Here is a 23,488-nt window from a genome sequence, read left to right on the forward strand (position 1 = left end):
CCTAATTTATTTCTATCATGCAAAAAATAAGCAGTAAATTCTATCCTTAGATAAAATTTACTGCCCTTTTATCACTTATCTAATGATTAGTTTGTTTTTTCAGTTTGATAAGTTACTTGATAATCGTTCAAATCCATACGTTTTAAACGCTGTTTTAACTGCTTCAATGACCATGGCCAAGCTGCAAAGTTACGACCATTTGCATCTAAATAATAACTCTTACAGCCACCAGCATTGAATACTGTCGTCTTCAAATGTTGCTGTACCAAATCATTATGCTTCTTGATCACTTCTGGTTTGATATTTAGCTTGCTAATACCTTTTTCTTTGATCTTAAGCAAACCATCCACAATATAGTCCAATTGCGCTTCAGCTAAACCAATAAATGAGTCATAAACTAATACGTTCGGACCCAAAATTAAAAAGGCATTCGGTACATTTTCAATACTTGTACCTAAATATGCTTCTGGAGAACTACTTTTCCATAAATCATTCAGGCATTCACCTTTTTCATTTGAAACACGTTTACCAATAGGTGGATGTGAAACTTCAAAACCAGTACCCCAAATAATCACATCAACCTCTTGACGCTCACCATTTGCGGATACAACAGTGTTACCTTCCACTTTGACCAAACCATGTGGAATCAGTTTAGTATTAGCTTGTTGTAATGCTGGATAATAGTTGTTAGCGAACAATAAACGCTTACAGCCAATCGTAAAGTTAGGAGTTACATTTTTACGTAACTCAGCATCTTCAATTTGGAAACGTAAAATCAGTTTCGCCAACTCACCCACAGGCTTTAATACCGCTGGATTACGTAAACCAAAATTAATCGCATTGAGTGATTGTGCTACCGTTTTACGCCAAGCTTTTTGGATAAACGGGAATTTTTCAATCAATGCTTTACTAACTTCACCTAAGTCAGTATCAGGTTTTGGTACAACCCAAGGTGCTGTACGTTGATATACATATAACTCTTTTGCTAAAGGCTGAATCTGGGGTACGAACTGAATCGCAGAAGCGCCTGTACCAATAACAGCAATACGCTTACCTGTAAGATCGTAATCATGATTCCATTTTGCTGAGTGGAACATTTCGCCTTTAAAAGTTTCTAAACCTTCAAGTTTTGGAATCTGAGCTTCAGTGATTGGACCCGTCGCAAAAATAACTGTTTTAGAGAGGAATTGACCTTTATTTGTATCAATCACCCATAAATTACGCTCTTTATCCCAAGCAGCATTTGTGAGTTCAGTACCGAATTCAATTTTTGAACTTACATTGAACTTTTCGCTAACTTCTTCTAAATAACTTAAGATCTCAGGCTGACGAGCAAATAAATGACTCCATTTAGCGCTTGGTGCAAATGAGTATGAATATAATGCTGATGGAACATCACAACCACAACCAGGATAAGTATTTTCACGCCATGTGCCGCCGACACGCGTCGCTTTTTCAATAATCTTGTAGTTGGTGTAACCCACTTGATCAAGACGGATTGCAGTTGCAATACCTGAAATACCAGCACCTACGATAAAGGTATCGTAAATGTGTGGAGGTAATGATTTTTTGTCAGCAGAATTTAATTTTTTTGCTTGAGCGGTCATTTAAATATCCTTTCATCTATTGCTCTGAAATAAGCGTATCTTCAATCTTATTTCAGTCATCAAAATCTTTTACCCGATTGGGTTTATTTCATCAAACGGTACGATGTGCCCAAAAATTTTGCATATAAATTTGGCGCAGTACGTTTCATCAACCAAAATAATTTGGCATCAATTTGTGGGATGGTATAAAGCTCACCTTTGTCTAAACGATCCAATGTCAACTTTGCGACTTTATCGCTGGTCGTAAATGCAAGATTAGTCAAGGCATAATCTAAAAGACCCTTATGTGGTACTTTGCCATTTTTGATGATATTGGTCGGAACCAACGTTGGGCAAAGTACATTGACCTTAATGTTCGACTTTCTAAGTTCTGCTGACAGAGTTTCAGATAATGCACGTACACCCGCTTTGGAAACGTTATAAACAGTCATCTCTGGTGCTGCGGTAAAGGATGCTGCTGAAGCAACATTAATGATTGCACCATGACCTAATTTTTTGAACTTCGGTACAAAAGCACGACAACCATAGATGACACCCCATAGGTTGATGTCCATACACCATTTCCAGTCTTCTGATGACATTTCATCGAACTTACCACCAAGACCAATACCTGCATTATTAATCACCAAAGTGACAGGGCTCTGCATCAATTGTTCAGCTTGCTCAGCCAATTGATTAACCTGTTCTTCTTTCGCAACATCACATTGCACGGCAAAGGCTTTTGCACCTAGCGCTTCAACTAAAGCTACTGTTTCTTTTGCCGCATCAAGATTGATGTCTGAACACACAATTGTGCCACCACGCTTTGCCAATTCAAGTGCAAAACTACGACCAATTCCACTTCCCGCACCAGTCACTACAGCAAATGCTTTTTGGCTCGGTTTGACTTTTTTACCAAATAATTTCATATTTGTTTTCCAGTAATTTCGTATTTACTTGGCCCAAGTTATGCGTGAGTTGCACGTACAGGTGGTACAAATTCTTTAAGGAAATATGGTGACAATAATCCCGTTTCAGGATTAAGTAACCGCTCTTTGTAATACGCCATATACGCAGTAGTATCGTGGTCATTTGGATGAAAGCTAGGACGTAAGTATTCCAAGATATGCATAAAGCTACTACCAAACACGCCACGCTCACTACCAAACAATAATGCGGTACTTTCTAATACATCTTTCATATAGCGTGGATTGAACAAATTGCTTGGCTTACGTAAGAATGGCATCAAATAACCACCAAGTGATACGCCACCTAAAATTGTCAAACTAGCTAAAAGAAAACCCGTAATTCTGAGCCAATAATCCCCCGATAATTCAAGGAATACGTCATAGGCAATATCTTTGTGCTCAGATTCTTCCAACATGTGCCACATCCACATAGCACGCTGTCTTTCATCCTGTGAGCCAAGTAAATAGTCTTCATGCTGCATCATAAATTCAGCAAGCACTGCCGTGTAATGTTCAATTCCTGCCATCAATGACAGTTGTAATGACTGTGGTAATTTGTAGATACCATAATCAAAAACTTTTGCGGCAATTGCACGCAGCAGCTCAACGGGATAACCATTCTCTTTCAAAACTTCATCATTGAACTGATTATGAATTTTTGAATGAATCGCTTCCTGCCCAATCAAAGAAGTAAGTCTTTGCTTCAAAATTGGATCATGAATAAAGTCACGGTGATGACGCGCTGTTTCAATTACAACATCTTCACCAAAAGTTAGAAAAATTGATAAAGCATGAAAATAAGATGTAGCCAATTCTTTATTTAAGAAAAATTTTTCATCTAACTCATTTGGGTTAAATTTAAAATCAAAATGGCGAATGGGAATCGGTGATTTATTCGCAAAGTTCTGAATAATTCCCTGATATTTAGTACTTAGTTTGTCTGAAAAGACACTTCGAATAACTTGAGCGACCATAACGTGATCCCCATAACGAGAGTAAATAAAAATCAAAGAGTTACATAGCAATTAAAACGGTAAAGTTGTCTATAAAATTATTTCTGCAACATTTAACACTTCAATTGTTAAACACTTAAGTTCAATGAAAACTCTTTTTTTATCTCAGAAAATTTTTAAATTGATATTTCCTGAAAAACTTGCTTGCATAGTGCACGAGCAAAATATGGGCAACAAGAACCAAATCGCTCATAAGAATCTGAGCTTTTTTGCCAACTCATATCATCACTATTGTGCTGTGCACCAGTCAGTTATCCAACAAAATTAAGCAGCTTGAACTTTAGGTGTAAATTCCTTAACAAAGAAAGGATGTAATGCACCACCTTCAGACAATAATTTCTTTTCGTAATATTCAAAATACGCAGATGCATCATGGTCATTAGGATGAAAATCAGTACGTAGATAATCAAAAATACGGCTTTGAGTGCTACCAAAAACGCCATCTTTAGGACTAAAAACGAGTTTGACTCCACGCTTTGCATCTTTCCAGAATTTTGCAGTCAACATTTCTTGAGGCTTACGTAAAACAGGAACGAATGTTGTCGCAAATGGAATTAAGCCAAGAATGGTAAAATACGCGAGGAAGAAGCCAGAAATCCGAAGTGCATAATTACCATTTAATGTTTGATAAACATCATAAGCGACATCTTTATGCTCAGACTCCTCTAACATATGCCACATCCAAAGCGCACGTGTTTTAGCGTCATCAGAGAAATAGAAGTTTTGCTCATGTGCCATCATGTATTCAGCTAATACAGCCGTAAAATGCTCAATCCCTGCCATTAAAGAAAGTTTTAATGGTTGTGGAAATTTTAAGAAGATATGATCAAAAAATTGCTCGCCCAAGAAACGATACAGTCTCACTGGATAGCCAAGCTCAACAATTGCATCATTAAACTCATTATGAAGTTTTGAGTGAATCGCTTCCTGACCAATCAATGACGTCACACGCTGCCTTAAAATAGGATCTTTTAATAAATCACGATGGTGACGTGCAGTTTCAATCACTAAGTCTTCACCATAGGTCAAAAATACAGATAGCGTAGCAAAGAAAATAGTCGCGAATTGATTGTTCATATAAAATGATAAATCGACCTGTTTGCCTTCAAAGCCAATTGCCAAATGTCGAATGGGAATACTTTTTTTACTTGCAAAATCAATTTGCTCAGTTATCGGGTTAGATTTAAATAAACTTAAACCTTTCATTAATGTGTTGCTAATCATGGCTACACCTACCTACTTTACTTGAGCGTCACTTGCCCTTTACATTCTTTGAATCAGGTTCATCTCTTTTCGTATAGCTACATATTCTTTGAGTTACGAAAAAACATTCGGGAGATTTTTGTGAACCTAATTTCCTACTAGAAACAATGTAAACCGATCTTATGTTCGGATTCAATTCGGGTAAAACAATCAATTTAATGAAGTAATGATCAACATAAAAAGTTAGAAATTTTTATTTAAAATTAAAAATTCAAATGGGAAAAATTAAAAATAATATAATATATATCAATTATTTATTTGATTTAAAAAACTTTAAGTCATCTATATTTTTTATTAATATAAAAGAAATTATTATTTTTATTACATTGCATAACTTGATATTCAAAAGTATGTAATTTTATTTGTTCGGATTATGTAGGCTGATCTTTTACTTCCATGTAGAGCATGCTAATCTGACATCATGTTCGGATTTATATAACAATATTTATGGCTACTCGAAAACCACGTCAAACTCGATCAAAAGTAACAGTAGATACGATTATTGAAGCAGGCTTTATCGCTGTTGCAACAAATGGTACGAGTGGAACCACAACACGTCACATCGCCGATATTGCAGGCGTCAGCGTCGGCTCTTTATACGAATATTTTAAAAATAAAGAAGAAATCTACGATGCAATGGCAAAATCATTTGTCAAAGAAGTTCTAGACATGGTTAAAGAACTGACACCTATTATTGTCGAAATGGAGTTAGAACCATTATTTGAAATGATTTTCTATACTTTCCGTGACTTACTTACCCGTGATAATGATCGTTATCTCATCTGTCTACGATATGCAACTGAACTTAAATATGAACGCTATATTGGACAAATTGAAATGGCATTGATGGAAGTTCTGATGAAATACATGATGCGCCACCCTAAATATTTGAAAGTGAGCAATTTGAGTGTTACAGCCTATATCAGTATCAATAGTAGTATTTTTAATGTGGCACGACATCTCATTTTGCCTAATCCACAAATTAGTTTCGATGAAATGGTCAAAGGCTTAAGCACCATGATTATTAGCTATATTGATGCAGAGTTAGCTAAAGCTGAACGTTAAAAAGAGAGCTTTAAAGCTCTCTTTTTAACGTACTTTCATTGTTCAATAGAGAGTTATTTTTCTACTTGAATATCCTGACGTTGCTTGAAAGTTGATACCTCTTTACCTTCTGGATCAACATAGACTAATTCGACTCTACGACTTAATGCATGACCAAACTTCTGATTTTCATCGTTAATTGTTTGTTTTTTGCCTTTTGCCTCAGCAGCAACTCGATCTAAATGAATCCCTTGTTGTTGAAGGTATGCAAGTACACTCTGTGCTCGTCTCATGGAAAGTTTCAAATTATATTGTTCGCTTGCACGAGCATCAGTAAAACCGTACAGAGTCAAGGTGTAGGTTGGATTGTCTTTTAGGAACATTACAACTTGATTCAATACTTCAATCGATTCTTTTGACAAGTTTGATTGATCTAAGGCGAAGTGAACTACATTTGGTACATTTGATGGAACTTTAGCTACTGGTGGTTCAGCGATAACTTTCTGTTCAGGCGACCAAATTGGCCACTTGCCTTTCACTCCATGACAACCTTTAGCATCACCATTCAATTCTTGTAAAGATGGATAATTAATTTTAGGTAATTCTAATACTGTTGCAGACTTACACGCCGATGCTTTGAGATTTGATTGATCAATTAAACTTTGAGCGGATAGAAACAGTTCTCTTGAGTGTCTCCATCCAAGTTCACAATGTTCTGCTGCTGCCCAAACCAACATCACTTCTGCTTGAGCAATCTCAGCCTGAGCACATGAAAAACCTTCAGTTTGCTTTAATAATTCAGCATTTGCCCAAAGGTCTCTGCGCATGACACTTGAATCAGAAAGAATAGCTGTTGTCAGCGTAAATTTTTCAATTTGTCCTTGTTCTAAAGCATCAATAATATATTTTGCTTGTTGAAGTGCTTCAGTTCTCGCAGAACTTAGACTCTTTTCACTTCCTTCGTGGGCAGCGTAACTTAACCATGTTAAGGCTTTTATCGCTTGATAATATGCAATATTTTCAGATGGTTTTAAATAAGGTATCAGACGTGTTTGTAATGCCGCAACTTGCTTATCTTTAGGATTATAAGGTTTCTGTTGATTGACATCTTGTACCAAAGAACTGGTTTGCTCCCCAACAATAAGTTGCTCAGATGCAGACTCAGCAAATATACAAGTACTTACTGCAAGTAAACCAACAGAAGCCCCGATATAAAAATAAGAACACATTTTATATAAATTATTGTGAAGATATTTCATGTTTATGGTTCTCTCGAAGCATTTATTCCAGCGTTATTAACAGCAAATAGATTCTCATCGAACTTGAATCTAAAACGAATATAAGCACCCTGAATTGTAGTATCACTATCTACCAGATCATCATCTTTATAACCTGAGAAGTTATAGCCACCTGACAACCATAAATTTGCTGCAACGAGATACCCAACCTCACCACCTAGGAGAATTCGACGCCCTGAACTCATATCAGACCATAATACACCTGTGTGTACTCCTGCATCCCATCTTTCATTGATGTCATATATAGCTCTTGCACTGAACATGTGTGTCATACCTGTAGACTCTAAACCAGAGAATGTAGCCTGCACATTTTTCACCGCATATTGACCCGACAAGGTAAAATCACGTGTTGGATGATAATTTAAATGGTTCGAGAAAATATAAACATGTTTAAGATACGGATTATTTAAATCAGTTTTATTATCATCATAACGATATTCAACTTTAGCTAGTGCATCAAAACGATTGTGTTCTGTATCACGATAAGCCAATCCTAATTGGAAGCGATCCACTAAACGATCACCGCTACTATCATTTTTGCTATCTGTTAGGCTAACAACATTTTTTGCCAATAATGTCACATCATCCGAATATTTATAAGCAACGCCTAAATTGTTCAATATCGTATCTGATTGATCTGTCCAACGTGCTTCAATGCGCGCAACAGCTTTCCAGTTAGGGTTCTTTAAATATTCAATACCTAAAGATGCTGCTGTGCTATCAGAATTTGAGTTATTGGCATTTGATAATGATTTAGTTTGCTCAAAACTCGTATTGGCATAAAAACCTTTTTCAATTTCCCAACGATTACGTAAACCAATTGCTGCCTCAGCCTCTCTCGCACTAATACCATCCCGAACACGATATTCACTGAAGGCTGTTCCATTATTGTTATATTTACTATCAAGACCGAATACCGTTACATTGCGGCGTTGATTACTATTCAGATCATAAAGACCACCAATGCTTGAAACCAATTCGTGACGAGCATAAGCACGGAGTTTGGAATTAATTTGATAATTTGCACCCAACGCGAAAATACGACGATCCGCTTCAGAAATATCTTGCTCATATTCAGCAAAGACATTCGAACCTTGCCAAGGTAGTTGACTGATTAATTTAGAGCGAACTGTGACACCATGATATGGTGCAACTTGTGTTGTATTTAGCGTTGCTGGATTAGATGACTCATCATAATATTTTAAACCAAGTTCTACAGCTAAAATACGGTTAATTGCCCGTTCAATACTTGCTGATACACCTTGATTTACGCCATTTAACTGATCTTCTGTGCGAATCGCTTCAAGCTTAGCTAAGCCGATTTTATTTAATTGTACACGTCCCTTAATGCCGCTTTCTTTACGACCAGCAGTAATAGGTGCAGCTGTATTATAAAATTCTCTATCAGCTTGGTTATGATAAACTTTCATTTCCAAGTCTTTATAAGAATAGTTTAATTCAACTCGTGCAGCATCACCCGATAACTTACCAGTTGCATCTGGTTTCACATTACCTGACGTCGATGAATTTAAGTCATTATTAATATTCTCTGAACGAGCAAACTCAGCAATGAATTTACCTTTATCATTGGCAAATTTAACGACAGTATTCACACTTGCTAACTGATCTTGAGTTAGTGGGTTATTACTCTTCACATAAGAACCACCTACTTTAACTTTATCGGTGGCTTTTAAAGAACCAGACACACCACCAACCGTATATTCTTCACCACCTTGATCAGATTCAACTGTAATTCGTAAATATACTGGGTTTAGGTCAGCATCAACACTTGGAACTGGATCTTTCAAATAAATACTATTACTGAAAGTATCAATCTCATAATCAGTAAAACGAGTCAAACTTGTACGTGCAATAATTAAACCCGAATTATTACGGTCACGCGTAATAACCTCTACTTTTTCACTGTTTTCACGCACGTCTTGCGCATTAACACCATTACCTAAACTATAAGGACCTGAAATACCCATAGCACGTTGTTCATTCACAACTTGTTGTGTATTTGTCTGTGCAGCAAACGCAGTAACTTTATATTTATCAGCTTCTACTGTACTACGAATACCTGTCAATGAACGATTGTATTGACCTAAAGATAAGCCCTCATCATTTTCAGTACGTGTTACGTAGTCACCATACATTGCATATGAACGTCCTTTATCGACACGAACATACAATTTACTAGTAGATTGAGCATCAAAACCTTTAGCAGCAGAGTCACCATAAACTGGGTAATATTCATCAGGACGAATATCACGGAATAATCTTTGGTTTTTATCTTTATCTGAATCATATGCAAGTGTAAGCAGGTATTCACCTTTTACCTTACCTTTCAAAAATAATGCAGCTCGCCCCGTTAAATTGCGCTTTCCATCTTTTGAAGCTGAAATCTCATTTAATTCTTCTTCAAAACCATCATTTGAATTAATACCACTCAGTTCTTTAGGGTCAAACTTTTTGAAATTAAAAGAACCTTCAAGTATACCTACAGCGATAATCGGTCTTAAATCAGGTAAGAAACGAACAGGTGTGCTTGAGTGGAAGATACCACTTTCAACCGATAATGTTCCTTCACCAGCTTCAATTGGCGCTTGAATTGGAACAAGTAAAGTTCCACCTTCAACGAATACTTGAATACCTGGCTGTTTTGGATCTAAGTCTACTAAGTCAATCTTACCGATTGAACTATCTAAGGTGATAGGTGTACGGTTCGAGACAAGCGTACCATGTCGATCGACAACTTTTAAATTAACATTAAAACGATCGCGTCCATTTGCCTGTGGAATCGTTTTACTCGGCTCTAGTTGCAACTTGTCTAACTGATCAGGTGCAATAACATTAATACGTTTAATGTCTCGAGTATTGCCCATCATATCTATTTGACGTACTTCGATGGTGTTCTGACCCGTACTTAAATCAACACCAATAAAGTCTAAACCTGAAACCTGCATGTTCGGCAATACAGCACGTTTACCAATCCGCTTTTCAGGAACACGAGTTCCATTTACCCAGAGTTCAAGCTGAGTGCCTGCTGCACCTTTAACTTGAATCGAGGTCTGAGGATAAGGCAATACTTGCCCATCTTTAAGATTTAAAATTTCTAGTTGATTATTCACAGCTGTTTCTAAAGCTGCTTCAAGATTAATCATTTTGGCAGAATTAACAGTATCTACAGACTCTTCATTTGGCAGAGCAAGAGTTGAAGAACTTGGTAAAGCGCTAGATGCTTGAACACCAGACTTTTCGGGTTCAAATTGTATTTGCTTGATTTCTTTAATTTGTTCTTTTGAAAAATCAAGATTACAATTCGCCTGAACTCCAACGGCTGAAATACAGCCACTCGATGGCTGTCCACGAACATCCGTGACTTTGGAAAAAATTGGATCAGCCGTTAAATCAGAACGTAATATTTGCTCTAAATTTGTATTATCTTGTTCAATACGCTTTTTACGCTCTAGCACACGTTCAATTAAAGATTCTGAACATTGACCAACACCTTCAGCTATCGCAAAATCGGCACGATGCAATTCACCACGTTTTAAATCGACAAAACGGCTATTTGGATCACCTGCTTGACGATTATTTATTAATACTAATTCAGAACCAATCGGTAGACTTGTACGATCGACTTTTAAAACATGTGTTTTTGCACTAATTCCATAGAAATCATACTTACCTTCACTATCCGTAATAACATAACTACCATCTTCAAGGTAGATACGAACACCAGGAACACCTATTTCACCAGCATCTTGGATGCCATTCCGATTACAGTCGGTGAAGATTTTACCTACGATAAAACCCTCAGACATCATCATACCAGGCGTAACTTCTACTTTTGCTGATGCTTCATTCGACTCAATACCATTTTTATCTTTGGCACGAACACGGTTTATACCATCACCATTGAGTGCATTTGGTCCAATATAAACACGATATTTCACTTTAAGTTCTGTACTTGGAGTGAGTGTACCTAATCCTAATGTTAAATAAGGTCCCTTACCACCTAATGGATCTTCTACCTTTTTACCATCAACACGCATTGAGCCTTGAACATAAATAAAGCCTCGAGGAAGTTTATCTGTAATCGAAACATTTGATAAATCTACAGTTCCACGATTTGCAACCTTGACAGTATATTCTTCGAAATCGCCAATCTCTGCAGTTTTATTCGAGGCAACTTTCGTTACAAATAAGGTAGAACTACTAGGTGGAAGCACAGGGTCAATTGGAATATCGATATTGAGTGCAGGGTCACCATTATTTAATGTGAATTGCCCTGCATAAGACCACTTTAAATCAACCGCTTTATCTGCTGGAAAATTTGAATATACCTTGCGATCACTAATAAAAGTATAACGTTTTTCACCTGGAATAGTGTTTGTATCTACAATAAAACTGTATGTACCTGCTTTTACTAATGGGTAGATAAATTCACCAGCACTATTCGTAACTTGTTTTGCAGGTATAGAAACTAAATTACCTGTTTGAGGATCAATTATAAATGCTACATTATCAGCAATTGGTTGGCCATTTTGATCCAATAAAGTAACTGTAGCACCGGCTACAGGTAAACCCGTTTTAGCATCAAATACTGTACCATAAGGATCCATTAACACACTTGTATTAATGTCGGTAATCGTTCCAGTCGATTGACCTTGAGCATCCAAACAATCCGTTAAACTGATATCAACTTTATCACGTTTAAGCGTTTGCAAAACTACATCATATTGAATGCCTTTATCTGAAAGAGTTGTTGGTAATGTATAGCGAAATACACCAGTATTTGGGCCAGTTTCAATACCAATAACTTCTTCTAAATCATCTGTTTTTGTAGATTTAATTCGAATTTTCACACGATCAGGAGTGTAACGATCCGCATTACAACTTGCATTCTTAGCTTCTATATTCAGTGGCTTATTTACACTACCAGTTGCCAAAATACTCTTAAAATCACTTGAATTATTTGTAATATCTGCTGAGCCGCTAACTAAAGTAGATGCAACGTTTGATAACACATCTTTCTGAGTATCAGTGACAGCATACGAAACTTTATAAGTATTTTTTACTGTGGTTTTTGCAATATTGCGGTTCATACTAACAACAAGATTAACTTGCTCAGATGTATTTGCAGCAATTTGTGGAAAACCGACAACAAGCTGATTGATCTGTGTAATGTCACTAGGAGCAATAGTGCTATAACTATTATTTGCAAGCTTGTATAAAATTTTGGCTTGAGTATTCTTTACTAAAGCAGATTTAAATGTTGTATTTGGCGGCAAATCATCAACCAACAAAACCATTTTTTGTATTTGACCATCCACCATGACATCGGTTGGTCTGGCTGTCTTCTTACCTTCATTGCTAATGTTGAGCGTGTAATTTAAGTCATAATTTGCACTTGCAGAAGGCTCAAAAGTTTTTTGTTGCACGTCTTTAGTTGCAACTAATTTTGCACCATAGCTAATTGCACTATCTGTAGCGGTTGCAATTGCTGTTGTATCTTCAACAACTGTTGCTTTAATTGGTAAATTAAATTGCTGACCTTCTGTTAAATTTGAACTTGTGGTAGCAACAACCCACAAATTGACACTTTGACCAATTTGTAGAGCCACATTAGTTGTTAATTGTTGATCATTCGTATCAAATTGACCATCTTTGTTGCTATCTATGTAAATTTTAATATTATTTAATTCATTAATTGTTAATGCTTCTAGCTGAACATTAACAGGTGCATTACTATTATTCGATAAAGTATTCGCCCATATTACTCGCACACTAGGTTCAACATCGAGTACTGGTGGGGTAGTTAAAGTAATAGCATACAATGCTGAAACATTAACTTCGACTGTGTTAGAAACTGATTGTTGTTCTTTACCATTTGCTGGTATAAAAGTTGCGTAAGCAACGTTTGTGATTTTACTACCAACTTTAGGAATATTCGACGCGTGGCCATACTGCGCAGACAGAATAGATATTGTCAACGTTGATAACATGAAAGATATGTTTCGACTTACACGATTTTGCTTCTGTTGTAGCGCCACGGTACTCTACCCTTCAACTAAATAGTCTAAATAAAAAAACTTTAAAATTATTGTTGTGGACACCTGCTTTGCGCAAATGCCCACATATTTAATCAATTCATTTTGAGCAATCGAAATTGCTTAATGAATATTAATTATTTACTTTGATTACAAACTCTAATACCGCACTTGTATTAGGTACAAGAGGTGTTTTCTCAGCAGCGATAGTACCTGTTGAACCATCAGTTAATGCAGCAGTTGAAGTACTCAATGTCGCATTTGTAGCTACTGGAGATGCACTTGCAATCACTTTCAAGGTTGTATATGCAGGCGTAGCATCGCTAATTACAACATTAGTTACGTCAGCATTACCTTCATTCGTTGCAGTAATTCTATACTTCACACATTCGCCTGGTTTAGCAGAAACTGTATTTTGAGTATAAGTACCAGCAACACCTGTTGAACAGTTTGCTAAAGATTGCTCTTTCACTAAACGCACTTGACCACTTGTAACAGTCGTTAAGTCAGTATTGACTAGATCAGCTACAGACTGACCACCAACAACAGTTGGTTTGATCGTCAATACAACTGCACTTGGTGTTCCAGCAGTTGCATTTGTTGGAGCTTGTACTTTGATGAGTAAGTTAACAGATGCACCACGAGCGATACTTCCAGATACTGCAGCAAGATCATTACCTGTAACCAACTCATTCGCATCAGCCACGCCATCATTGTCTAAGTCAACGAATAAGCTTGTTACCCAACCATTTGCAGCTTGGTCATTCGTAAGTGTAAACGGTAAGCTACCCGCTGTAGCACCTTCAACAATGTTACCGTTGTTGGTCAAGGTATGCTTGTAAACAACCGTACCACCTGGTGCAACTTGTCCAGTACGGTCATTTTGCAAGCTAAGGATACGATTAGTTTCAACTGTTACACGATCAGACATTACATCTGTTAAGCCAGTAGCTGGAGAGGAAACTTTAAAGATAACTTCTTGGTCACCTGCTGGAGCATTTGCTGGAGGCGTTACAACTGCAACAAGTTGAACACTACCACCACTTGGTATATTACCCGTATTCGTGATTGGAGCACCTGTTGGATTACCTGCACCATCAGCTAAGTAATATTGAACCGTCCAACCTGTTGGTAATGTAGGTGATATAGATAAATTATAGTTATCTCCAGTTGCACCTTTATTATCAATAGTTAATGGGAAGTTAGTTGCTTGGCCAGGTTTAGTTGATTTAGTATCAATAAATTGACCAGTATCTTTACCTGACGCGCCAACGACAGTACCAGTACTATTTGTTGCATCACCATTGTGTAAGTCAACTGTAGATGCAACAACTTTATCAATGACTAAAGCAATTGTATCTGTACCAGTAGAATTAGTAACAGGTGTTGAAGTTAAGATCGTGCTGATTGGCGTCGTAGAAGAATAACCAGAAGGCAGAGTTACTTTAGCAACAACTTGGTATGTAGCGCCACTTGCGATTGGACCAGTGTCTGCAACACCATCACCATTCGTATCAGTTAATGGCGTTACACCATCAGATTTGAATAATTCAACAATACTACCAGCTGGTAAAGAGTTTTTATTTACAGTGATGTTGAATGCTTCTGTAACATTACCAGTGTTATGTATAACGATTGGCTCACCACCACCCGCAGTAACACCAAAGGTAACTGGAGTACCTTGAGTTGTTGACTTAGTAATTACGTCATCAGCTGGAGCCGTAGAAGTTTGTCCATCAGCAAAGGCATCAGTTGTACTGTCGTTAATTGTACCTTTTTTAACACCTAACACTGTTACATCGTTCGGGTTAGATGGCGTTTTGCCTTCTGTACCCGGACCATCTGGATCCACTTCAGCGATGTTTGTAATGACACCAGCTGGAGTATTTTGGTTTACCCGAACTTTGAATTTCAATACACCGCTACTGTTTGCAGCAACTGTAGGAATAACTAATGTAGCAGTTCCTGAAGTGAAGTTATATCCATCAGTATCAGCTGCATCACTTACAGCAGTACCATTTACAGTAGCAGAACCAACAACATAGGTTAAACCAGCTGGAAGTACGTCTGTAATTGTAACGTTAGTTGCAGTCGTGTTACCAGTGTTCTGATAAGCTAAAGCATATTCAACTTCACGTGCCGCAGGGTTTGATAAAGTTGCATCTACATTACTAACACTTGCAGATTTTAATAAACTAATTACAGCGCCATTGGTAATTCGAACAGTATCAACATTTTTAGCAGTTACACTTGTATCAAAACCACTGATTGCTGAAACCGTTAACTTACCAAGATCACCAGCAGTAACGTTGTTGCTTGCTGTTGTTGCTTGTACGATTAAGTTAACAGATTCGCCTGCTGCTAAAGTTATGCTTGTTACAGGAGTTTGGCTATCTGGAACACCATCTTTGTTGGCATCAAGATAAACATTTAAACCACTGAAATCGAAATTATCAGTTGTGTTATCACGTGTATCATTATTGGCAACAGCTACGTTAAAGGTATCGCTACCATTACCTGTATTTGTTAATGTGTGAGATAAAGATACTTGACCATTCGCATTAGCAGTTTTAGTTTGATCAGCGATCAACGTGAAACTTGCTACTTGCAATACAGTCGTAGTAACTACGTTTGATGTCACAGTTTTATTAGAACCGTTGCTATCTGTATAGCTTGCAGATGCAATGTTACTAATATTCGTGCCCGCACTAGGAGCTGCTGCGTGTGCTGAAGGAAGGAAAGCTGCACCACCTGCAACAAATGCAATCGAAGCTGCTAATTGCGTTAGTTTTAAACGTTGAGTTTGATTTGACATTCGGAACTTACCCCTGTTGATTATTCAATGTCAGTTTGCTTAATTTTTGGTTTTGTCACTGTTAATGCGCGTTTGTGCTGATACGGTTACAGATTTCCCAGCAGGAAGTTCTGCGATCGTCCAACGTAATGCACGATAATCTTTCAGTGAAACATTCACCATTTGATTACCCTCTTTGCGTTTTAAAGGCATCGGGGCAAAAGTTTTACCATCTGTACTTGCTTGCGCGTTTTCTGGCTCAGATTTCGCCAAAAATAAAGTTTCAACTGGTATTGGTAACGTAGCAGCTAAGTTTTTAATTTTTCCAGATGTATTATTTGTATACGTTGCACGATACTCAATTACATCGTTTGGCTTTACTTTATTCACTAACTTAGCTACTGGCTTCCCATCAGTGCTTACACTAATGAGATAGGTTTTTAATTCTACAGATACAGGATCTTTTGCAACTTTAGTTTCAGCAGAAACGCCAACCGCCAAAATCAAACTAGCTGCACCAAGTAAACCTTTTTTCCAATTATCTTTTAAATGCATTTGATCTATTCCAAACCGAGTTACATAGACTTATATTTAGTTTAATCTAACAACTAAATTACTTCTCTTCGATGTAAAACACAACAACTTTATGTGTTTTTGTTGATGAAAATCACATTTTTTGTAAAATTCACTTATCAATTCAAATAAAAGCAACTTCCATACCAACTTCTTGTACAAAGCATGCCAAATCAATAATATTTTCGGCATACTTTATCTATAATTTACTTTTGCGACACACAGAACCTTAGAGTGCCTGAAGCTGAAGGATTTAATAACCCAGTCAAGCTCCATTCAAGATAATCACCAGAACGGCTTGTATTACAAGTATTTCCACTTGGTGTTAGGCTACAACTCACACTGCCAAAATTAGTACCAATTGGTAAACTATCTTTCACTTTTACGTTTTGTAATTTCTTGGTACTGTTATTTTTGTAGGTGATTTCATACTCTAAATTATCTTGCTTAGCAGCCTGATTAGTCGTTACAAATGCATTTGTATCGGCAGAAGTCGAAGGACAGCTTGCAACTGCACGAACTTTTTTTGTCAGTGTTAAACCAGCACTACCAATAAGTGTCACATCCTGACGTTTAAGCGTTTGCCCTAAAATCGTTTGTGACGGATTTGTCAGAGCAAATTGGTAACTTGCTTGAAGAGTTCCAATATGTTGTGCACCAGCAGTAACATTAGTTGGTACATGAACTCGCTGTACTAAACAAATATCAACACTTGGCTGTAGTAGAACAGTACTTGCAGCAGTTGGGTTAAATACAATTTCACCCATATCTACCTGACCATTACAGTTCGTATCTCGATAAACCAATGCCTGCCAAGGTTGATCAGCACTAGCATTTGGTTGTTGAGTCTGAGTCTGTAATAACTGAGTGAGTTGAACTGGGATTTGTGTGCTTAAACGGTGAGGATAGTCAGTGACATCTCCAGCAATAGCTGTATGCTGTCCATCTTCATTCAACACAACATTAACAATCACATCACCAAAATTATTTGCTGTATAGCTTGTCGCACTTGTCTTGGTTAAAGCAATAGTATCTGTTGAACGAGTGTAGCCCGTTGTGCCACTGACAGAAATATATTCTGGTAAATTCTGCTGAACAATACAAAATGATGATGGTAATAAGCTTTGTTCAATTGAGAAAGCATAATCACCATTTGCACTTGTCTCTGTTGAAGCTAACTGTGTAGTACTACAGTTATTCAAACGAATTGTACTATTTGCAATCCCAACTTCACCTGCATCCTGTATGCCATTATATGCTTTACTCACATCTAGCGTTGTTCCACTATTATCAACAAATACTCGTCCAGTAATATCAACGTAAACAAGCTTAGTATTTGTAAAAGTACAGGTAATATTGGCACCTTCTTTTATGCGAACAGCGGGAATCGTCACAATATTATTTACAAGCGTCCAAAAAGTACCTGTATTCCCTGTTACACCGCTATTTGCATCTACACAGCTAACACCTGATAAAACATATCCTGCTAAAGCACTTTCTGTAAAAGAAACATCTGTATTCAATGTTTGCGCCCAAAGCTGTTGTGCAGAGGTTGCTGTGGTTCCTGCTGTGACTGTAGTTACAGAATCCGTGGTAACTGCTGTTGTACTATTTACAAGATTGCTAAGATTAATATAGTTAAACGTACCCGTCCCATTCACAGAGTTTTTAGCAATTTTAATTTTTGCACCATCTATAATATTGATACTTGCAGGAACCCCACTATTAGTTGCAATGTCATAGTTTGCAGTTGAACAACTACCACTAAGTGATAAACCAATTGATCCATAACCACCAGCAGCACGCTCACTCGCTCCAGCAAAGGTGTTTCTATTTGCAATACGGTAAGTAATTCGATGATAACCTGGTGCTAAAGCAGAAGATGTTGATGCTGAAATCCCACCACCCAAAAAGTTATTTGAGCTACTCACTACAACACCATCCACCATAATATAGCCACTATCATCAATACCGACACTTGTGTTACCAATACATACAGTGACTGTTTGTGAATTAGCAATATATACACCTGTGGTAAATTCCCATGCTCGACGGTTATCTCCAATATCAGGTGTATTGATTAAATTAAGTTGTACAGTCGAATTCGCATCTGAACTCATATTGGTAATAATTCTTTGAATCATTGCAGAAGCAGTGGTACTAGATGCTCCATAAGTTGAATCACGCGTACCATTACTACCTGAAATTAAGTATCCACCTGTTGGACTCGCTTGATTAGCCGGCCATGCACTCACGATAGATGAATTCTCATCAGCAAAAGCACCAACTCTTGCAGTCCCACCAGTTCCTTCATAACCGACCCAAAATGCACCATTAGGTCTATATTCATTTTGTTGATTAGTTCCCCATACTTTATAGAGAGACTCTCCTACACCACTACCTGGGTTAAACTCATTACTCGACACTTTAACGGTTGCTTGCTGAGCAGTACCTAAAGATGAAGCAGCCGTTGTGCTGTAACTCACAGATAATTGTTTTATAGCCCCATTAGCCACGTTGCCTAAAGGGCATGTCCAGTTGCTACCACTTGGAGTACATACAGCTCCACCAACAACACTCACACCTGTGACTGTCACACCAGTTTGTGGTGCAGAAACATAAGTCGCAATTGCATTCGTTGCATCGTTCGGTCCTTCATTTTTAATATCAATGAGTTGAGTACCTACACGACCTCGAACAATAGTAGGTAAGTTGGGCGTAATACTAAAGCGAGCTTCCAAAACAGTTGCATCAGCAGTTACAGCTGTTGGTGCAACAATAACTGCATTAACAACACTACTCACAGGTGTATCTGATGAGGTTGACTCTATTGTTGCTGTATTGGTTAACGTACCTACTGCGGTTGCTGTTCCTTGAAGAACAATTGTACACTTTGCTGTAGTTATCCCTGTAAATAACCCTGAAATTTTCCAGCCTGCGGTATTATTACCTGTTAAAGTTGGAGTACATGCTGTAGTTGGGTTGGCACCAGTAGGTGTTGTGGGTGTTGTTGAAACAACGGAAACATTTTTTAAACTTATAGGTAATGTATCATCAAAAGGCAGATTAACGACTGTACCGCCCAATGTCGCACCCGTTGGCGTATTATTGGTAATTTCCAGTTGATATTGCATCAATGAATTAACAGGTACATTATTTAATTGTGTTTGTACAAAATTTCCTGTGTTGCCTACACGTTGACTCTTGACAAGGGCAATTGCACTATCAGCATCCATACTAGAAACACCAAAGAAGAAAGCATCGGATGAAGTAGCCCCCCATGTAGCAGCCCTACCATCACCACGAACATATACATCAAATGTTAACTGCGTAATCCCCTTACCCTTAACATAAACACTTCCACTCGCACCACCATTTCCACTGGCTGCTCTAATTGTAGTGGCATTATTTACAATATTATTTCCACTAACGGTTAACTCTTGACTTCCCGCTAAACGACTCATTACCACAGGAACATTACTACCCGTTAGCGTAAATTCAGCACTAAAACCTAAACCTGTTGTGGATTCTCCACCAAGTGCACTTGCTTGTAATATAGGGTTAGTAACTGCACGGTTAAAGCTTATGACAACTGTCCCCATTTTCACTCTAGAATTAGTTGGGTTAGATGTGCTATTTACCCCTCTTAATGTAAGCTCCATAGCTACACCATGGTTAATACTTGCACTGATCCCACCATTTGTACTTAAACAAGCGGCACCATTAATACAGCCTGTTGGCGCATTCTGTAAAGATGCAGCAAACATATTGTCAGTAGGACTACCAAAACCATTCATAGGACGCAATACATTTGCAGGTATTACGACACTATTAGCATCCATATCTCCGCCAATAAAAAAATTAGGCTTATTAAACTGATTATTATTTGGAGAATAAGGAGTTGCATTAAAAACAGAATTCGTAATCGCATAACTAACGGTTGTTGTTGGTGCGTATGTCTCATTATTATTATCAGATGGGTTATTTCTATTTAGCAAAAAAGTGTGTGCTGTAGTATTAGCTGTTGGTCCTTGTTGCCCTGTACCAGAGGTTGAATAAATCTCAAGAGTTGGTGGAGCAGCCAATACAGCTTGACTACACATCAAACAAGTTAAGATAAACAAAACCAAAGTATATATATAACTAACTTTATGATTCATCATGCTGTAATTAGAGATATTCTTTTTCATTTTTTGCTTACTGACCCACATAGCGCACCCCGAAATTAAATTCATAACTTTGGTTTGCAGCTACACTATTTAATGTTCCTGAAACCGCACCAGCATTACCAACTGTAGGAGCCGTCATACCACTACACGATGTGCAGATAGGTGATTGAGATAAAACTGTATATGCAGGCGTCATATCTCTAAAGGTAAATGCACTACTCATAGCAGTAGCACTTGTATTGGTTAAGATTACCTTGTACAAAACACACTGACCTTGGCCATTTGCTTGTTTACCGATATTTAGACTATTTGTTGTATATGACTCATCAGCTGTGCCATTACAATCAAAATCACGTGCTTGCAACTTACTCAGCTTCAATTGTGTCTGATTCACTGTGGTTACATCGGTAATTGATGCCACAACTTGACCATTAGCATTATTCGTTAAATTAATCGTGGTGGTATTCGCTTGGGCAATATTATTTGCTACAAGATTTTTAACCTGAAGCAATAATTTGACTTGAGTATGTGCTGCTAATTTTCCACCTGGCAAGTCAGCTAAACTTCTCATCACCAAATCCCCAGCATCAAAAACACCATTTCCATTTACGTCATAGAAAAGAGTGCTGTTAAACTCAACCTGATCGTTATTCGAGAGAAAACTGTAGTTCCCTGTATAATCAACATCAGTATTATTGGTTAAAAGATGACTATAAATGACAGTACCTAATGGCGAGACTTGTCCACGAGAATTTGGCGTGAATTCAACTTCAGCCACAGAGTTGACACTTTGAATGGTAATCGCATCCTTAATAATATCTTGGCTAGGATTACTACTATTATTACCACTTACAAAACTTGTAGAAAGAGCGCGGAAATAGATCGGTGTAGTTACACTACCATTCAACTGATCCACTTCAACAACAGCACAGATTAACTGACTTTCACCATTATTCAGATAGATGGTTTTACCTGTTTCACTACCTAAGACACTACAGTTTGAACCATTTCCAGAAACATAAAAACGAACTCGGTTTACACCATTAGGTAATGTTAAGCTTGTAAAATCACTTGTTGAGTTCGCACTGAGTAAATATTCAGTTCCAATACCAGTATGACTCACTTTTAATGGAAATATTGCTTGCCCACCCGCAACAGGATTGATACTTGTTGATGCAATCACGGTTTTCCACGGATTACCAGCATTATCGACATTTCCATTACCCAAACCATTATTTTCAGGACTATTCGTCAAATCAACTAAACGTGCTACCGTTGTGGCAAGTAAATTACCCTGATCTTTAATCAAACTTGTTTTGCTTATATCACCTAAAGACTGCGCTTGAGGTGAAACTTCGAATGTCGTATCAGTCGTTACAGCATAACTACTAGGTAAACGCACTTTAACAACGATTGGTAAATTTACGCCTGCTGATAATAAACCTGTATCAGGAATACCATCTCCATTGCTATCTAATAATGGTGTTACGCCATCTGCACGATAAAATTCAATTTGGCTACCTGTAGGAAATGTACTACCTGTCATTGTTACATTAAATACATCAGTATTATTACCTGTATTCCAAACATAGTTATTAAACGTAAGCTCTCCACCCTGAGAAGCGGCAGAAGCTATAACCGTAGCACTATTGTTTACATCACTTGCGCTACCATTAATTTTGACAGCATAAATTGAAGCGACATTAAGTACAGCTATGTTACTGAGATCAGATATATTTGCAGTTGCTGCACTATTATCATGATCATACTGAAAATTAACGGTATTATTAATTGGTCCAGCAGTTACTTTATTTACTTTAACTTTAAATTCAATATAGCCAGTTGCATTTGCTGGTATTGAGCTAATGACCGCAGTTACAGTATTTGATGTCACACTGTAATTGATTCCTACTGGATCGTTACTCCCAGTACTCGGATTTACAGTTGCACCATTCCAATTCTCACCAGCATTTAGTTGATAAGCCAAACTTGAATTGAGTGTATCTGTTAAAGTTACAGAGCCTGTCGCTGTACTACCTAAGTTTTCATAATCCAAACGAACGGTAACAACGTCTCCATTTGCCACACTTGTTTGAGAAAACTTTTTACGAACAACTAAAGCAGACTGATTGGTAACAGTTGCTGTATCGACATTGGTCTTTGTTCCAGATGCACTATTTAAAGAATTTACAGTTAATGTTAATAATCCATTTTGATTAACCGTTGCACTACTCGGTACATTTGCCGCCACAATAAGACCAACTGACTCACCTGCACTTAAGGAATAAGAAGTAATCGCTGCGCCATCAGGCACGCCATCATTATCTTTATCTAAAAATACAGATAGATTACTGTAGTCATAACTATCTCCAGTATTATTTGTCACCACAAAGGTATACTGGTCGACCTCATTACCCGTGTTAGTCAAAGTATGATTGAAATATACCGTCTGACCCGCTGCGACACTTTTAGTATTATTGGCAGTCAAATTAACAGAATAAACTGGAAGAATCGTTGTTTGAACTAAATTAGAACGGCTGACTTGAACAACGGTTGAGCCTTCTTCGGTGTACTCACCGATCGCCATATTACTAATGATCTGGCGCGTAGGAACAGCAGCAGAGCTAGACTGATGCACTCCCAATAACGTAACCAACAAAATCCCAAAAGTGATCTTGCTATTGCGGAAATTTTCTAATTTATTGATTATATTCATCTTCTAGC

Annotated in this window: 11 protein-coding genes; 1 reads left to right on the forward strand and 10 read right to left on the reverse strand. The window is 37.5% G+C overall.

All coding sequences use genetic code 11. The features are described from left to right. Positions 1–86: 86 nt before the first annotated feature. The 4 genes from O1450_RS09035 to O1450_RS09050 all read right to left on the reverse strand — a co-directional run bounded on the left by O1450_RS09035 (position 87) and on the right by O1450_RS09050 (position 4,791). Positions 87–1,607, reverse strand: a complete 1,521-nt coding sequence (locus tag O1450_RS09035; protein ID WP_269228148.1) for a flavin-containing monooxygenase — start codon at positions 1,605–1,607, stop codon at positions 87–89. 83 nt (positions 1,608–1,690) lie between these two features. Further along, positions 1,691–2,515, reverse strand: a complete 825-nt coding sequence (locus O1450_RS09040; RefSeq protein ID WP_269228149.1) for an SDR family NAD(P)-dependent oxidoreductase — start codon at positions 2,513–2,515, stop codon at positions 1,691–1,693. 38 nt (positions 2,516–2,553) lie between these two features. Then, positions 2,554–3,528 carry a metal-dependent hydrolase gene (locus O1450_RS09045; RefSeq protein ID WP_269228150.1) on the reverse strand — a complete coding sequence of 325 codons (975 nt, stop codon included), beginning with the start codon at positions 3,526–3,528 and terminating at the stop codon, positions 2,554–2,556. Positions 3,529–3,831: 303 nt separating this feature from the next. Next, positions 3,832–4,791, reverse strand: a complete 960-nt coding sequence (locus tag O1450_RS09050; RefSeq protein ID WP_420002233.1) for a metal-dependent hydrolase — start codon at positions 4,789–4,791, stop codon at positions 3,832–3,834. Positions 4,792–5,277: 486 nt separating this feature from the next. Between O1450_RS09050 and O1450_RS09055 the strand changes: the two genes are divergently transcribed. After that, on the forward strand, positions 5,278–5,895 hold the full coding sequence (locus tag O1450_RS09055; RefSeq protein WP_005216664.1) for a TetR/AcrR family transcriptional regulator: 618 nt from the start codon (positions 5,278–5,280) through the stop codon (positions 5,893–5,895). A gap of 53 nt (positions 5,896–5,948) precedes the next feature. On the opposite strand, the gene O1450_RS09060 is transcribed toward O1450_RS09055, so the two are convergent. The 6 genes from O1450_RS09060 to O1450_RS09085 form a co-directional block, all read right to left on the reverse strand. Then, positions 5,949–7,133 carry an OmpA family protein gene (locus tag O1450_RS09060; protein ID WP_269228151.1) on the reverse strand — a complete coding sequence of 395 codons (1,185 nt, stop codon included), beginning with the start codon at positions 7,131–7,133 and terminating at the stop codon, positions 5,949–5,951. A 2-nt stretch (positions 7,134–7,135) separates the two neighbouring features. Next, entirely contained in the window at positions 7,136–13,183 is a 6,048-nt protein-coding gene (locus O1450_RS09065) for an SdrD B-like domain-containing protein (RefSeq protein ID WP_269228152.1), read from the reverse strand. Positions 13,184–13,361: 178 nt separating this feature from the next. Further along, a complete protein-coding gene (locus O1450_RS09070; RefSeq protein ID WP_269228153.1) occupies positions 13,362–16,043 on the reverse strand; it encodes a beta strand repeat-containing protein in 2,682 nt (893 codons plus the stop codon). A gap of 39 nt (positions 16,044–16,082) precedes the next feature. After that, on the reverse strand, positions 16,083–16,577 hold the full coding sequence (locus O1450_RS09075) for a hypothetical protein (protein ID WP_269228154.1): 495 nt from the start codon (positions 16,575–16,577) through the stop codon (positions 16,083–16,085). Between the two features lie 224 nt (positions 16,578–16,801). Then, the gene (locus O1450_RS09080) at positions 16,802–20,806 is read right to left on the reverse strand and encodes a prealbumin-like fold domain-containing protein (RefSeq protein WP_269228155.1); all 4,005 of its coding nucleotides are present in this window, start codon (positions 20,804–20,806) and stop codon (positions 16,802–16,804) included. Then, a complete protein-coding gene (locus tag O1450_RS09085) occupies positions 20,793–23,480 on the reverse strand; it encodes a hypothetical protein (protein ID WP_269228156.1) in 2,688 nt (895 codons plus the stop codon). Before O1450_RS09085 ends, O1450_RS09080 begins: the two co-directional genes overlap by 14 nt. Positions 23,481–23,488: the final 8 nt, after the last annotated feature.

The organism is Acinetobacter sp. TR11, assembly GCF_027105035.1.
Lineage (GTDB): Bacteria > Pseudomonadota > Gammaproteobacteria > Pseudomonadales > Moraxellaceae > Acinetobacter.